This window comes from Streptomyces sp. NPDC002328, assembly GCF_042890065.1.
Taxonomy (GTDB): domain Bacteria; phylum Actinomycetota; class Actinomycetes; order Streptomycetales; family Streptomycetaceae; genus Streptomyces.
This window is the reverse complement of the sequence record NZ_JBIARQ010000005.1, coordinates 190,328-204,145: the sequence shown is the minus strand read 5'-3', so window position 1 is coordinate 204,145 and position 13,818 is coordinate 190,328. Positions and strand designations below refer to the sequence as shown.

General features: G+C 74.0%; 14 protein-coding genes. 7 read left to right on the top strand and 7 right to left on the bottom strand.

Annotation, left to right across the window (positions count from 1 at the left end; all coding sequences use genetic code 11):
- The first annotated feature begins 254 nt into the window (after positions 1 to 254).
- The 6 genes from ACFYX4_RS15900 to ACFYX4_RS15875 all read left to right on the top strand — a co-directional run bounded on the left by ACFYX4_RS15900 (position 255) and on the right by ACFYX4_RS15875 (position 5,830).
- Entirely contained in the window at positions 255 to 1,112 is an 858-nt protein-coding gene (locus tag ACFYX4_RS15900) for an ABC transporter ATP-binding protein (protein ID WP_389332231.1), read from the top strand.
- A gap of 101 nt (positions 1,113 to 1,213) precedes the next feature.
- Complete coding sequence (locus ACFYX4_RS15895; RefSeq protein ID WP_389333009.1) at positions 1,214 to 2,074, top strand: ABC transporter ATP-binding protein; 861 nt, start codon at positions 1,214 to 1,216, stop codon at positions 2,072 to 2,074.
- Complete coding sequence (locus tag ACFYX4_RS15890; RefSeq protein ID WP_389332228.1) at positions 2,071 to 2,967, top strand: branched-chain amino acid ABC transporter permease; 897 nt, start codon at positions 2,071 to 2,073, stop codon at positions 2,965 to 2,967. Before ACFYX4_RS15895 ends, ACFYX4_RS15890 begins: the two co-directional genes overlap by 4 nt.
- Positions 2,960 to 4,141 (top strand): branched-chain amino acid ABC transporter permease, encoded by a 1,182-nt coding sequence (locus ACFYX4_RS15885; RefSeq protein ID WP_389332225.1) that lies wholly within the window; start codon positions 2,960 to 2,962, stop codon positions 4,139 to 4,141. Before ACFYX4_RS15890 ends, ACFYX4_RS15885 begins: the two co-directional genes overlap by 8 nt.
- A complete protein-coding gene (locus ACFYX4_RS15880; RefSeq protein WP_389332222.1) occupies positions 4,138 to 5,412 on the top strand; it encodes an ABC transporter substrate-binding protein in 1,275 nt (424 codons plus the stop codon). Before ACFYX4_RS15885 ends, ACFYX4_RS15880 begins: the two co-directional genes overlap by 4 nt.
- A gap of 148 nt (positions 5,413 to 5,560) precedes the next feature.
- Positions 5,561 to 5,830 (top strand): DUF5133 domain-containing protein, encoded by a 270-nt coding sequence (locus ACFYX4_RS15875; RefSeq protein ID WP_389332219.1) that lies wholly within the window; start codon positions 5,561 to 5,563, stop codon positions 5,828 to 5,830.
- Between the two features lie 72 nt (positions 5,831 to 5,902).
- Here ACFYX4_RS15875 and tgmB read toward each other — a convergent pair whose 3' ends face one another.
- The 7 genes from tgmB to ACFYX4_RS15840 form a co-directional block, all read right to left on the bottom strand.
- Entirely contained in the window at positions 5,903 to 6,889 is a 987-nt protein-coding gene (tgmB, locus tag ACFYX4_RS15870; protein WP_389332216.1) for an ATP-grasp ribosomal peptide maturase, read from the bottom strand.
- A gap of 15 nt (positions 6,890 to 6,904) precedes the next feature.
- Positions 6,905 to 7,096 (bottom strand): putative ATP-grasp-modified RiPP, encoded by a 192-nt coding sequence (gene tgmA, locus ACFYX4_RS15865; RefSeq protein WP_389332213.1) that lies wholly within the window; start codon positions 7,094 to 7,096, stop codon positions 6,905 to 6,907.
- Between the two features lie 214 nt (positions 7,097 to 7,310).
- Positions 7,311 to 7,616 (bottom strand): YkvA family protein, encoded by a 306-nt coding sequence (locus ACFYX4_RS15860; RefSeq protein WP_389332210.1) that lies wholly within the window; start codon positions 7,614 to 7,616, stop codon positions 7,311 to 7,313.
- Between the two features lie 246 nt (positions 7,617 to 7,862).
- On the bottom strand, positions 7,863 to 9,965 hold the full coding sequence (locus ACFYX4_RS15855; protein WP_389332207.1) for a xanthine dehydrogenase family protein molybdopterin-binding subunit: 2,103 nt from the start codon (positions 9,963 to 9,965) through the stop codon (positions 7,863 to 7,865).
- A complete protein-coding gene (locus tag ACFYX4_RS15850; RefSeq protein ID WP_389332204.1) occupies positions 9,962 to 10,984 on the bottom strand; it encodes an FAD binding domain-containing protein in 1,023 nt (340 codons plus the stop codon). The genes ACFYX4_RS15855 and ACFYX4_RS15850 overlap by 4 nt, the downstream gene beginning before the upstream one ends.
- Entirely contained in the window at positions 10,981 to 11,562 is a 582-nt protein-coding gene (locus tag ACFYX4_RS15845; protein WP_389332201.1) for a (2Fe-2S)-binding protein, read from the bottom strand. The genes ACFYX4_RS15850 and ACFYX4_RS15845 overlap by 4 nt, the downstream gene beginning before the upstream one ends.
- 222 nt (positions 11,563 to 11,784) lie before the next feature.
- Positions 11,785 to 13,002, bottom strand: a complete 1,218-nt coding sequence (locus tag ACFYX4_RS15840; protein WP_389332198.1) for a hypothetical protein — start codon at positions 13,000 to 13,002, stop codon at positions 11,785 to 11,787.
- A 491-nt stretch (positions 13,003 to 13,493) separates the two neighbouring features.
- Between ACFYX4_RS15840 and ACFYX4_RS15835 the strand changes: the two genes are divergently transcribed.
- Positions 13,494 to 13,811 (top strand): WhiB family transcriptional regulator, encoded by a 318-nt coding sequence (locus ACFYX4_RS15835; RefSeq protein ID WP_389332195.1) that lies wholly within the window; start codon positions 13,494 to 13,496, stop codon positions 13,809 to 13,811.
- The last annotated feature ends 7 nt before the right edge of the window (positions 13,812 to 13,818 follow it).

Sequence of the window (13,818 nt, the reverse complement as noted above, 5' to 3'; positions counted from 1 at the left end):
TGCACGGCACCGGACCACGCGCCCTGATCGGACGCTCATAGTGCAAGCACCCCTTCCCCGCCGTACCGCCGCGCCAACCCCGCCGACCCCGTGCGCCCACCCCCTCTGGGCAGCCGCACAACCCCTCCGCCCCCGTGCTGGGCCCGCGCAGCGAGCACGGCGCAGCGGCTGTACGGCGTCCCGTCGCCGTGCTGTCGTGAGCTCCTCTTCCACCGAAGCGCCGTGCCGCACCGGTACGGCCCCGAGGAGCCGCGATGCCCGAAGCACCACCGCAGGATCCGCCCGAGCTGCACGTCGAGGGGCTCGACGTGGCGTACGGGCGGGCCCTGTCAGCCCTGCGCTCCGTGTCCCTGACCGTCCCGCACGGCGCGGTCGTGGCGCTGCTCGGCGCGAACGGCGCCGGCAAGACCACCCTGCTGCGGGCCGTCTCGGGCACGCTGCGTCTGCACCGGGGCACCGTCACCGCCGGCCGTGTCCGCTACGGCGACACCGTGCTGGACGGACGCGACCCGGTCGCCGCGGTCCGCGCCGGCGTCGTCCAGGTACCCGAGGGCAGACGGGTCTTCGCCGGCCTCACCGTGGAGGAGAACCTGCGCGCCGGCGGCCTCGGCCTCGGCCGGCGCGCCCCCGCCCTGGTCCGTGAGGGACGAGACCGCGTGTACGGGTTGTTCCCCGTGCTCGCCGAGCGCAGCCGCCAGGCCGCCGGACTGCTCTCCGGGGGCGAGCAGCAGATGCTCGCCATCGGCCGCGCCCTGATGGCCGCACCCCGGCTGCTCCTGCTCGACGAGCCCTCCCTCGGCCTCGCGCCCCGCATGGTGTCCCGCATCGCCGAGGTGATCCGCGGGATCAACGCCCAGGGCACCGCCGTCCTGCTGGTCGAGCAGAACGCCGGGATGGCGCTCGCCCTCGCCGACCACGCCCACGTCCTGGAGGTGGGCGAGGTCCGGCTCTCCGGCCCCGCCGGGGAACTCGCCCGCACGGACGCGGTACGCCGCCTCTACCTGGGCGAGACGGCGGACGAGCCGGCCCCGGCCCCGGCGGCGGCCGGCGCAACAGGCAGCACGGCCGTCTCCAGCCCTCCCGGCGACCAGAGCGACCAGGGGGCCGCGTGAACATCCGCGCCATCGGCCGCACGACCGCCCGCCCCGCCCCCGTCCCCTCCCGTGACCCCGGCTCCCCGGCCGGCCCGCCCCCCGAGCTCGACGTCCGTGAGATCACCGTCCGCTTCGCCGGCCTCACCGCGCTGGACACCGTGTCCTTCACCGTCGCCCCCGGCTCGGTGCACGCGCTCATCGGGCCCAACGGGGCCGGCAAGTCCACCTGTTTCAACGTGCTGTCGGGGCTGTGCCGGCCCGCCGCCGGTCAGGTCCTGCTCGGGGACGCCGAGTTGACCGGGCTCGCCCCGCACCGTATCGCCGCCCTGGGCGTGGCCCGCACCTTCCAGAACATCGTCACCACCGAGGGCACCGTCGCCGACAACCTGATGCTCGGCCGCCACGCCCTGTCCCGTGCCGGCTTCGCCGCCAGCGCCCTGCGCCTGCCGAGCGCCGTGCGCGAACAGCGCGAGCACCTCGACCGGGCCCGCGAGATCGCCGAACTCACCGGCCTCGCCGGGCACTTCGACACCCCCGTCGCCCTGCTCTCCTACGGCGACCGCAAACGCGTCGAACTCGCCCGCGCCCTCTGCCTGGAACCCCGGGTCCTGCTGCTCGACGAGCCCGTGGCCGGCATGAACGCCGCCGAACGCGCCCGCACCGCCGAGGTCGTCCGCACGGTCCGCGAACGGCTCGGCCTGTCCGTGGTCCTCGTGGAGCACGACATGGGCCTGGTCATGCGCCTCGCCGACGAGGTCACCGTCCTCGACTTCGGCCGCCCCCTCGCCCACGGCGCGCCCGACGAGATCCGCCGCCACCCCGACGTCCTGCGCGCCTACCTCGGCACCGGAGCGCCGGAAGAGCCCCCCGACGCCCCCGAGGCCAACCCCGACGCCCCCGAGACCGACCCCGACGCCCCCGAGGCCGACCCCGCCGCGCCGGCCGACCCCGACGCGCCCCAGGAGGACGCCGCACCGTGACCACCCTCCTCGACACCCTGCTCAACGGCCTCGCCCTGGGCGCGGTCTACGCGCTCGTCGCCCTCGGCTTCGTCGTCATCTTCAAGGCGTCCGGCGTCCTCAACTTCGCCCACGGCTCCCTGCTCCTCCTCGGCGGCTACCTCGTCGCCGTCCTCCACGACGACCTCGGCTTCGCCGCCGCCCTCGCGGTGGCCGTCCTCGCCACCGCGGCCGTCGCCGGGGCCCTCGACCGGCTGCTCCTGCAACGCGGCGACCCCGATCCGAAAGCCGCACATGTGCAGACGATCGTCACCATCGGCGTGGACATCGTCCTGCTCACCGACCTGGCCCGGCGCATCGGCGGCGACCTGCTCAGCCTCGGCGACCCCTGGGGCGACGCGGTGACCGGCCTCGGCCCGGTGACCGTCGCCGACAGCAGGCTCGCCGCGATCGTGGTCTCCGCGGCCGTCATCGCCGCCGTCTTCGCCCTGTTCCGGTTCACCCCGTGGGGGCTGTCCCTGCGGGCCGCCGCCGAGGACATGGAGGCGGCGGCCCTGATGGGCGTACGGCTGACCCGGGTGCGCATGCTCGCCTGGTGCCTGGCCGGCGCCCTCGCCGCCCTCGCCGCCGTGTTCCTCGCCGCCTTCCCGGCGCCCGGTCTGGAACGCACCACCGGTCAGATCGCCCTCAAGGCGTTCCCCGCCGCGATCCTCGGCGGCATGGCCTCCCCGCCCGGCGCCCTCGCCGGCAGCCTGCTGATCGGCCTGACCGAGGCGCTCGTCGCCGGCTACCAGTCCGAACTGCACGTGCTGGGCGAGGGGTTCGGCGATGTCGCGCCCTACGCCGTGATGGTGGTCGTGCTGCTGGTGCGGCCCACCGGACTGTTCGGCGCGAAGGGAGCCGTCCGTGTCTGAGTTGATCCCCAGGTGGACCCGACTCCTGCTGCCCGTCCTCGCGCTGTGCGCGCTGCCCTTCTACCTCGACGCCTTCTGGCTGCGCATCGGCCTGTTCTCGATGGCCGCCGCCATCGGCGCCGTCGGCCTCGGCCTGCTCTCCGGCACCGCGGGCCAACTCTCCCTCGGCCACGCCTTCTTCCTCGCCGTCGGCGCCTACGGCTACACCTGGCTCGCCGGTGACCCGGGACCGTCGCTGCCCCCGGCGCTCGCCGCCGTCCTCGCGGTGCTGCTGGCCGGCGCGGCGGGCGGCCTGTTCAGCCCCGTCGCCGGGCGGGTGCGCGGCATCTACCTGGGCGTCGCCACGCTCGCGCTGGTCTTCCTCGGCCACCACGTGCTGCTGACCGCCGACTCCGTCACCGGCGGCTTCAACGGCCGCTCCGTGCCGCCGCTCACGTTCGGCGGGTTCGGATTCACCGCCGACGACCCCGAACTCGTCCTGCTCGGCGTGCCGTTCGGCGCGGAGGAACGGCTGTGGTACCTCGGCCTCGCCCTGCTCGCGCTCACCTGGTTCACCGCGCGCGGCCTGCTGCGCGGCCGTCCCGGACGCGCCCTGGCCGCCGTCCGCGACAGCGAGACCGCGGCGGCCGTGATGGGCGTCAACGTCGCCCGCTACCGCTCCGGCGCCTTCGTGGTGTCCTCGATGTACGCCGGGCTCGCCGGGGTGCTCCTCGCCCTGTCCTTCCGCCGTGTCGTGCCCGACTACTTCGGTCTGGCCCTCTCGGTGGACTACCTCGCCATGATCGTCCTCGGCGGTCTCGGCTCCGTGGCCGGGGCCACCGCGGGAGCCGTCTTCGTCACCGCGCTGCCCCTGCTGATGACCCGTTACGCCGACCAACTGCCCCTGGTGGCCGCCCCCGGCACCGGCGGCGAGGGCGCGATCGGCCCGACCGAGGCGGCCCGCTACCTCTACGGCGCGGCCATCGTCATCGTCCTGCTCTACGCGCCCGACGGACTGCACGGCCTGGTCCGCCGCCTGCGTGCCCGTGTCCGCCGCGCGTCCGCCGCGGACGGTCACCCCGAGGGCCCCGATCCCGGCCCGGACGCCACAGCCTCCGCCGCCTCCCCCTCCGCCTCTCCCGACCCTGACGCCACTTCCGACTCAGCCGCACGACCCAAGGAGCACACCCCGTGAACCCGAAGCACCGCACCCCCGGCCCCGCCCTCGTCGCGGCCCTGACGGCCCTGCTTCTCGCGGCCACCGGTTGCAGTTCCAAGGCGGACGGCGGCAAGTCGTCCGACGGCGCCGGCGCCGACGGAGTGAAGTCGGGCCCGGGCGTCACCGCGGACACCATCCGGCTCGGCGCCCTCACCGACCTCACCGGCCCCTACGCCACCCTCGGCAAGAGCATCGTGCAGGCCCAGAAGATGTGGGCCGACGAGACCAACGCCGCCGGCGGCATCTGCGACCGCAAGATCGAGATCGTCGTCAAGGACCACGGCTACGACGTGCAGAAGGCCGTCACCGCCTACGCCGACATCTCCCCGGACGTCGTCGCCCTGCCGCAGGTCATCGGGTCCCCGGTGGTCGCCGCCCTCCTCGACGACATCGAACGCGACCGCCTCCTCACCTTCCCGCAGGCCTGGGCGGCCTCGCTGCTCGGCAAGGACTCCGTGCAGGTCGTGGGCACCACCTACGACGTCGACATGATCGCCGCGGTGGACTTCCTCACCCGCGCCAAGGGCCTCGCCAAGGGCGCCACGATCGGCCATGTCTACTTCGAGGGCGACTACGGGAGCAACGCGCTCGAAGGCTCCACGTACGCCGCGGAGAAGGCCGGCCTCAAGGTCGTCGGCCAGAAGATCAAGGCGACCGACACCGACCTCTCCGCCCAGGTCACGGCGTTGCAGAAGGCCGGTGTCAAGGCGGTCCTGATCAGCGCCGGGCCCGCCCAGACCGCCTCCCTCGTCGGCGTCGCCGCCTCCCGGGGCCTCAAGGTGCCCGTCGTCAGCAGCGCCCCCGGCTTCGCCCCGCAGCTGATGAAGACCCCGGCCGCGCCGGCCCTGACGGCCATGCTGAACGTGGTCAGCGCCGCGCCCGCCGTCAGCTCGGACCTGCCCGGGGTCCGCCGTATGGTCGCCGCCTACGAGAAGAAGTTCCCCGGCTCGCAGGTCGACGCGGGCGTGCTGTCCGGGTACAACGCCGCCCAGCTCCTCGGCGCCGACCTGAAGAAGGCCTGCGCGGCCGGCAGCCTCGCCCGCGCGGACGTGGTCAAGGCGCACCGCTCGCAGAAGAGCGCCGACACCGGCCTCGGCAGCCCGCAGGACTTCTCCGACGTCGCCAAGCCCGCCGCGCTGTCTACGTACGTGCTGAAGCCCGACGCGAAGGCGGCCGGCGGACTGGCCGGCGTCGAGGACGCGCACACCGCGCCGGGGGTGGAGGAGTACCTGAGCGGCCGGTCCTGACCGCTCGCGGGGGCACGGTGCCTGACGGCCGATCAGGGGGCCGAATGGCTGAAATCGTGCCCCTGCAAGGTGATTTGTGCCTCCGGTACGCATAATTCGCCCGGGTCCGGGCACACGCTGCCCACTACACCTGGAGAGAGGGGCGCTCGTGATCGTTCCGGACCCGAAGGCCGTCAGGACGCTGCTGACCCGGTACGCGTCGCTGAAGATCGCACAGGCGGAGCGGGAGCGGCCGGAGACGGCTCGCGAACTGGAGGACGTCACCTACACGTTGTGCGTGCTCATGGGCACCTCCGACGTCCGCGAGGCCGTCGCCACGGCGGACTCGCTGCTCGCCGCGGCGGTGAGGGGGCCGGCGATCCCGGCCCCGAAGCGGGGGACCGATGACGAGGAGAGCGGGCTTCCCCTGGCCGTCTGAGCCCCACCGCTCCGGCCCGCCCGAGCCCCGGTCGCGTCGGCTCGGGTGACTCACCGAACCGGTCGTGCCGGCTCAGGGAACCGCCGAGCCGCAGCAGTCCACATGCCTGGAGTCGCTGTCCGGGCCGGGACCGGCCAGCCACTCCGCGATGGTGCGGGCGATCGGCTGGCCGGTCTCCACCTCCACGAAGCCGAACTGGCCCGACTGATTGCACTCCAGGAACCACCAGGTCCCGTCCGCGTCCTCCGCGAAGTCGAAGGCCCCGTAGGCCAGTTCGGCCTCCCGCAGATACGTCCGCACGGCGTCGGCGAGGCGTGGCGGCGCCTCCACCGGTCGCCACGGCTCGGTGGACGGCGCGAAACGCACGTCCACCGCGTCGGGATCGCCGTCCGGGGCCGTCGCCTTGCGGGCGGCCAGCAGCCGGTCGCCCACCGCCGTCAGCCGGATGTCGGCCCGCTTGGCGACCCGGCGCTGGAGCAGCGTCGGGCCGTAGGCGACGGCGGCGAAGTCGGCGCCGGGCGGGACCCGGGTGGTGGGCACCGCCCGGGGCGGGTCCTGCGGATGCGCCCCGGACACCGGCTTGACCACCAGGTCCGGATAGCGCTCCGCGAAGTCCCGGGCCGCCTGCGGGAACGTCGTGATGAGCGTCGCCGGCACGGGCAGACCGCTGCGCTGGGCGAGCCGCAGCTGCCAGGGCTTGTGCCGGGCCCGCCGGGCCGCGTCCGGATGGTTCATCCAGCGCGCCCCGCTGCCGCGGAGCATCCCGTACAGCGCCTGCGAGGCCTCCTCCGTGAGCCACGCGGACGGTTGGGACGCCCGGACCGCCGCCGTACCGGGCCGGCGGACCCACACGGACCGCAGCGAGTCGAGACTCACCAGCCGCCCGGCTGACGACAGATGACCCCGGAACGCTCCGTGCACGTACTCCGCGGAGAGTGCGACGGTATGGGTGAGATCGGCGGGGTCCAGCCGTACGACGGGGACACCCGCGGCGTTCAGGTGGACGACCACCATGTCCGCCGTGACGTCCTCTTCGCAGGTCAGGATGAGCACGGTCATGTTCTCGGCCCGCGCTCAGTCGTCGAAGTGCGTCTTGGAGCCCGCCGTCGAGGTGGTCGTCCCCAGTTCTCTCAGCAGCGCGTGGTCACGAGCTGCGATCCGGCCGTCCAGGAGCACGTTCAACTGCAGTCCGGGGTCATAGGCGTACGGAGTTGCGAACTCCAACTCCACCGCGGGGCGTGCGTAGTTGAGCGCGAACGGTTGCATCGTTTCTCCCTCGTCGGTACTGCCTCGATCAAGCGGTGCCGCTGTGCGACGTCACTCGGGCCCGCTGGTGTGGTGCGACCTTCAGTGACTTATACGAATCGAACGGGTGCTTGGTTTCCTTACTCTCCGTGATCGTCACGGATTTGGGGCACGGCGACGGGAGCTGAGCTGGGGTGACGAGTCCGGAAGAAGGGGAAAATTCCTTCCGTGGCGGTCAGTTGGCGACTCCGGCACGGCCGGGCGTGCCGTCGGGGGAGCGGTCCGGGGGCCGGCGAAGGGTCCGCAGGGCCAGCAGGAGGACCCCGATGTCGTCGAGGTACACCGGGTCGGGCAGCGCGTCGAAGGGCAGCACGAAGTAGGCGACCGCGCCCCAGAACACCCAGCGCGGACCGGTCGGCAGCCCCGCCCGGCGCAGGTTCCGACGGGCCCTGACCAGGCGTATCAGCATCCAGGCGGCCGCGGCGAACAGCGCCGCCGCGAGTACCGCCGCGACGGCGACGAGCGTGGTGGTCGTATCCACGGGCCCTCCCTGTGCGCGATCCGACGCGCGGTGTCCGCTGGTTCCCCCGGCCCCCTCCATGGGGGGCCTCCCGGCTTTCGGATTCCCCGTACTCGATTGCCGAATTCCCCCTTTCCGGTGGGAATATCGCGGTGACCGGACGCCGGTTCGAGGCCCGACCGGGCGACCGGGGCGGACCGTGACGGGTGAGGCGGAAGTCACACGAATTCCGTGCCCGAGTGGTGAGGAATGTCCGATGATCCAGGTTTAGCGGCCGAGTTCCCCGAGTTCCGTCAGCACCCGGTCCGGGGTCAGCGGAAGTTCGCGGAGCCGTACGCCGGTCGCGTGATGGACGGCGTTGCCGATCGCCGCCGCCGTGCCCACGATGCCGATCTCGCCGATCCCCTTGCCGCCCAACGGGTTGAGATGCGGGTCGTGTTCGTCGATCCAGTGCGCCTCGACGTCCGGCACGTCCGCGTGCGCGGGCACGTGGTACGACGCGAGGTCGGACTCGATGAAGTCGCCGAAGGCGGCGTCCATGGTGCTGCCCTCGGTGAGCGCCATGCCCAGGCCCATCGTCATGCCGCCGACGAACTGGGAGCGCGCAGTACGGGAGTTGAGGATCCGGCCCGCCGCGTACACCCCCAGCAGACGCCGCACCCGCACCTCGCCGGTCACCGTGTCCACGGCGACCTCGGCGAAGTGCGCGCCGAACGCGTGCCGGGCGTAAGGGCTTTCGGCGTCCGCCGCACCGGCCGTGTCGGCGTGCGCGGCCAACCCGTGCTCGGGGACCGGGCCGGGGAAGCCCGCCAGGCACTCCGCGAGCCGCACGCACGCCTCATGGACCGCCCAGCCCCAGGACGCGGTGCCCGAGGAGCCGCCGGCCAGCGAGGCGGACGGCAGATCGCTGTCGCCGACCCGGACCCGGATCCGCTCCACCGGCACGCCGAGCGCGTCCGCCGCGATCTGAGCGAGCACCGTACGGGCGCCCGTGCCGATGTCGGTGGCGTTGGTCTCGACGAGGAAGCTCCCGTCGGGCAGCGCCCGCGCCGCGGCGCTCGAGGGGCCCACCAGCACCGGATAGGTCGCGGCGGCCACCCCCGTGCCGATCAGCAGCGGCCCCTGCGCGCGCGTGCCGGGCCGCGGGTCGCGCGCGTCCCAGCCGAACCGGCGGGCGCCCTCCCGCAGACACTCGACGAGATGCCGGCTGCTGAACGGCCGCCCGCTCTCCGGTTCGGTCTCCGGCTCGTTGCGGACCCGCAGCTCGATCGGGTCCATGCCCAGCTCGACGGCGAGTTCGTCCATCGCCGACTCCAGCGCGTACATGCCCGGCGCCTCCCCGGGCGCCCGCATCCACGACGGCGACGGCACGTCCAGCGCCACCACGCGGTGCAGCGTGCGGCTGTCGGGGCAGGCGTACATCACGCGCGCCGGCGTCGCCGCCTGCTCCACGAACTCCTTGATCCGCGAGGTGTGCGTGACGACCTCATGGACGAGGGACGTCAGCCGGCCGTCCGCGTCCGCGCCCAGACGCAGCCGGTGCACGGTCGGCGCCCGGTGCCCCACCGTCGAGGGCAGGAAACGGCGGGGGAGGGCGACCGTCACCGGACGTCCGGTGTGCCGGGCGGCCATCACCGCCAGCACCACGTCCGCCCGGGGCGTGCCCTTGGACCCGAAACCGCCGCCGACGTGCTCGGCGACGACGGTGATCCGCTCCTCCGCCAGCCCGAACAGCCCGGCCAGCACCGCCCGTACGGTCGTCGTGCCCTGGCTGGAGGTGTGCACGGTCAGCCGCTCCCCGTCCCAGTGCGCGGTGCTGGCGTGCGGCTCCATGGGGTGGTTGTGCAGCGGCGGCACCCGGTAGCCGACGTCGACGCGCGCCGCCGCCGTCGCGAACGCCCGCTCCGGGTCGCCCTGTTCGGTGACGGCCGGATACCCGCCGTTCGCCTCCTCGGGCACGTACGCCCGCGGGTGCGCGGCCGAGAGCCTCACATCGTGCGGCTCCTCGACGCACGAGACGCGCACCGCGGCGGCACCGGCCCGCGCCGTCTCCGGGCTGTCGGCCACCACCAGGGCCACGCACCAGCCCCGGTGCGGGATGTCCGGGCCCTGGAGCACGGCGAGCGTCGCATCGTCCGGCTCGCCCAGGCGCGGCGCGTTCTCGTGGGTCAGCACCGCGACGACGCCCGGCAGCCGCAGCGCCTCGGAGGCGTCCACCCCCGTCACCCGGCCCCGCGCCGCCGTCGCCGGCACCGGACGCGCGAACAGCCTCCCGGGGGAGGGGAATTCGGCCGCGTACCGGGCCGTCCCCGAGACCTTCTCGCGCCCTTCGAGCCGCTCGACGGGAGCGCCCACCACCGTGCCGGTCATGACCCCTCCCCGTCCGGAACGAGCCGTGCCGGCTCCCCTTGCGATACCAGCCGCGTCAGCACGTCGACGGCGACATTGCGGGCGAGCGGCACCTTGTACGCGTTGTCGCGCAGGGGCCGCGCCGCCGCCAGTTCGAGGCCGACGGCGTGCTCGAACGCCGCCGGCGTGGCCGCCGCGCCCAGCAGGGCCTCCTCGGCCCGTCGGGCCCGCCAGGGCCGGTGCGCCAGCGCCCCGAACGCGATCCCCGCGTGCGCGACGACGCCGTCCCGCACCTCCAGCACCGCGGCGACCGACGCCAGCGCGAAGGCGTACGACGCCCGGTCGCGGGCCTTGCGGTACGCCGACGGCAGCCCCGCCGTCGCGGCCGGCAGCACCACGCCGGTGATCAGCTCGCCCGGCTCGATGACGGTGTCCCGCTCCGGACGGTCCCCGGGCAGCCGGTGGAACTCCGCGGCGTGCACCCGGCGCACCCCCGCGAGACCGTACAACTCGACCTGCGCGTCCAGCGCGGCCAGCGCCACGGCCATGTCCGACGGGTGGGTGGCGACACAGTGCTCGGAGTGCCCGAGCACGGCGTGGTCGCGGTTCACCCCGTCCAGCGCACCGCAACCGGTGCCCGGATCACGCTTGTTGCACGGCTTGGAGACGTCCTGGAAGTAGGGGCAGCGGGTGCGCTGGAGCAGATTGCCGCCCGTGGTGGCCGCGTTGCGCAACTGCCCCGACGCGCCCGCGAGGAGCGCCTGCGACAGCGCGGGGTAGCGCTCGCGGACCAGGGGATGCGCCGCCAGGTCGCTGTTGCGCACCAGCGCCCCGACCCGCACCGAACCGTCCGGCAGCTCCGTCACCTCGTCCATCGGGATCCGGGTGACGTCGATCAGGGCGGCGGGCTCCTCCACGCCGAGCTTCATCAGGTCGACGAGGTTGGTGCCGCCGCCCAGATAGCGGGCGCCGGGGTGGGAGGCGTAGGCGTCCGCGGCCTCGGCGAGGCTGCCGGCCCGTACGTAGGCGAACGGTTTCACCGGATCACGTCCTCGACCGCGTCGACGATCCGGGGATACGCGCCGCACCGGCACAGGTTGCCGCTGAGCCGCTCACGGATCTCGTCCCGGCCCAGCGGGACGGGCCCGGCGGGTGCCCGTGGATCCGTCACCTGCGAGGGATGGCCCGCCTCCGCCTCGGCGATCGCGCCGATTGCCGAGCAGAGCTGCCCCGGCGTGCAGTACCCGCACTGGAACGCGTCGCGCTCCACGAACGCCCGCTGCAACGGGTGCGGCTCCTCGCCGTCGCCGGACAGCCCCTCGACGGTCGTGACGTCGCAGCCGTCCAGGGACACCGCGAGCAGCAGGCAGCTGTTGACCCGCCGCCCGTCCACGAGGACCGTGCACGCGCCGCACTGCCCGTGATCGCAGCCCTTCTTGGCCCCGGTCAGCTCCAGATCCTCCCGCAGCAGGTCCAGCAGGACGCGCCGATGGTCGACGGTGAGGGTGTGCGGCTTGCCGTTGACGCGCAGGGTCGTGTCGGAACGGTGCGGGGTCGTGTCGGAAGGATGGGGAGGCGGTGCGGACGCGCCGCCCGCGGGACCGTGCTCGCTGCCCATGTCTGGATCCCTTCCCGAAGCCCCGTCCTGCCGTGGCAACCGCGTATCCATCCCGGGCGGGCCGACACGTGCGGAGGCGGGGGAATCGGAGGGGGTGACGGTGGGTCGGCGAAGGGGTGACGGTCGGTGGTGGCGGGACGGCGCGCGGTGCGGTGCCAGGGGTGGGCGCGGTGTCAGGGGTGTCAGCGGTGTCATGGCGGAGGCGAGCCCGGCACCGCGCGGCTAGCGGTCGGCCGCCGCCTGCTCGTCCGCCTTGACGTGTCCTTCGACGTCTCGTTCGACGCCCGCTGTGACGCCGTCCGCGGTCTCCACCGCCGCCGTCCGGGTGGGCCGGGGAGCGGGCAGAGGGCGCAGCCCCTTCGCGGTCTCCCTGAACCGCTCCAGGGTCCGGCCCAGATGCTGGAACGGGGAGCCGCTCGCCTTGGCCTGCGGCTGGGGCCGCTCACCGGCCGCGGCCGCCGCCTCGCGGTAGGCGGCGAGCGCCTCGTGGGCCTGTTCGGCGGCCTCCCGGTACAGGTCCCGGGACTGCGTCATCGCCTCCAGCGCCTCGGAGTACATCGCCACCAGCTCCCGTTCCCGGGCCAGCTCCTCCTCGAGAGTGAGCAGCTGCCACTGCTCCCGCAGCGCGGTCAGCGCGGCCTCGCCGCCGTCCGGCAGCGGCCTCGGCAGGTCGGCGAACCGCCGTACGGCGTCCAGGAGTTCGGTGGGGTGCGTGCCGTCCAGGAACATGTTGCGGACGCAGAAGCCGGCACGGTCGTAGTCGGCCGGGGCGGGGGAGCCGGGCAGCACCACGGCCCCGCCGCGCGGCAGCTCCACGTCGAAGTCGCGCAGCGCCCAGTTCACGGTGCGCAGCTGGTGCGGCGCGGCGCGGTGCTCGACCACGCGGTGGTGCAGACCGGGCGGCAGGAGCGGCACCAGGGACCGGCGGCCCCGCTCGTCGGGCGTCATGGCCTCGTGCACCAGGACGTGCACGGTCCAGGTGTCGCGCAGGGCGCTGCGCAGGGTGCGCTTGACGTCCTTGTCGTCGGCGGGGAGCGGGTTGATGTCCAGGTAACGCTGGCCGGTGACCGTCTCATGGCCGAACGGGGCGTCGGCCTCCCACGGCCAGAACATGGCGGCGGGCGAGGGCCGGCACAGATCCCAGGGACGCTCGGCCTCCGCGACCAGCGTCCATTCCTGCCCGCGCCCCGACCACTCCGAGAGGGTCAGCCGGGCGCGGACGGTCACGTCGTCGGGCAGCACCCAGCGAGCCTCGAAGGCGAGTTCCCCGTCGGCGGCGTCGGCGTCGGACAGCTCCAGGAAGTCCAGGATCGTCGCGTCGTCCTTGAGGGACCGGAGGTGCTTGCGGAGGACGTCCGGCGCGGCGGGCCCGGTGTGACGGCCGCGGGCCAGCCACACCGTGGAGGGAGTCGGTGGCGGGACGGTCGGGGAGGTGAGCATGAGTCCATTCGTGAGAGCGGGGACGACGTACGGCTGTCAGTATCGTCGCCGAGGGCGGGTGGGTGATCAAGCGGGGCCCGTGGCACGCCGGTGGAACCCGCCGCTGTGCGCCTTCCCCGCCGGGCGGCGCGTCACGCGCCCGAATGGGGGCACTTGTCCAGCGGCCCGTGCGCCGGGGCGGCGCGCATCGCTTCGCGCGGGTGTGTGCTCCGCGCGCACGGGGTGTGCGCCGTTCACCACGTCCACCCCCGACACACCCATGGCCCCACCCACGCCGACCCACCGAGAATCGACCGGTGAACAGGGCTCGCTCACCATCCGCGTCGGGGCGAGCCCTGTTCCCTGCCGCGGTGCTGATCGGCCACGAAGGGACCTACCGCGAACAGGGCATATATGCCTACGATGGGCCAAACCTCTGCCGGGACTGGGGCGCCGCAGCGCGCCGCAGGCACCGCGCGCCCTGTTCGCAGGCGGCTCTGAAGAGGTACACCATGACCTGCACATCCAGCGGACCCCTGGCAATCTCCGACTGGCGCGCCCAAGCCGCGTGTGTCGGAGAGGACCCCGAGATCTTCTTCCCCCTCTCGGACCTCGCGGCCCCCGGCACGGAAGCCACCCTGGCCCGGGAGATATGCGGCCGCTGCCCCGTGATCGTCGTCTGCCGCGCCTGGGCGCTCGACCACGGCGAGGACGACGGCATCTGGGGCGCGACGACGGCCGCCCAGCGCCGCGCGATCCGACGAGCGGCGACGGAGCCGATCGTCGTGACCAGGCACCCCGGCGGCGAGACGGAGGAGGAGCCGCTGTGAGCGAGGT

What these genes read in the sequence shown, in the direction of transcription:
- ACFYX4_RS15900 (WP_389332231.1), top strand. Translation starts at nt 255, where the DNA reads ATGCCCGAAGCACCACCGCAGGATCCGCCCGAGCTGCACGTCGAGGGG.
- tgmA (WP_389332213.1), bottom strand. Translation starts at nt 7,096, where the DNA reads ATGCAACCGTTCGCGCTCAACTACGCACGCCCCGCGGTGGAGTTGGAG.
- ACFYX4_RS15845 (WP_389332201.1), bottom strand. Translation starts at nt 11,562, where the DNA reads ATGGGCAGCGAGCACGGTCCCGCGGGCGGCGCGTCCGCACCGCCTCCC.
- ACFYX4_RS15840 (WP_389332198.1), bottom strand. Translation starts at nt 13,002, where the DNA reads ATGCTCACCTCCCCGACCGTCCCGCCACCGACTCCCTCCACGGTGTGG.
- tgmB (WP_389332216.1), bottom strand. Translation starts at nt 6,889, where the DNA reads ATGACCGTGCTCATCCTGACCTGCGAAGAGGACGTCACGGCGGACATG.
- ACFYX4_RS15855 (WP_389332207.1), bottom strand. Translation starts at nt 9,965, where the DNA reads ATGACCGGCACGGTGGTGGGCGCTCCCGTCGAGCGGCTCGAAGGGCGC.
- ACFYX4_RS15835 (WP_389332195.1), top strand. Translation starts at nt 13,494, where the DNA reads ATGACCTGCACATCCAGCGGACCCCTGGCAATCTCCGACTGGCGCGCC.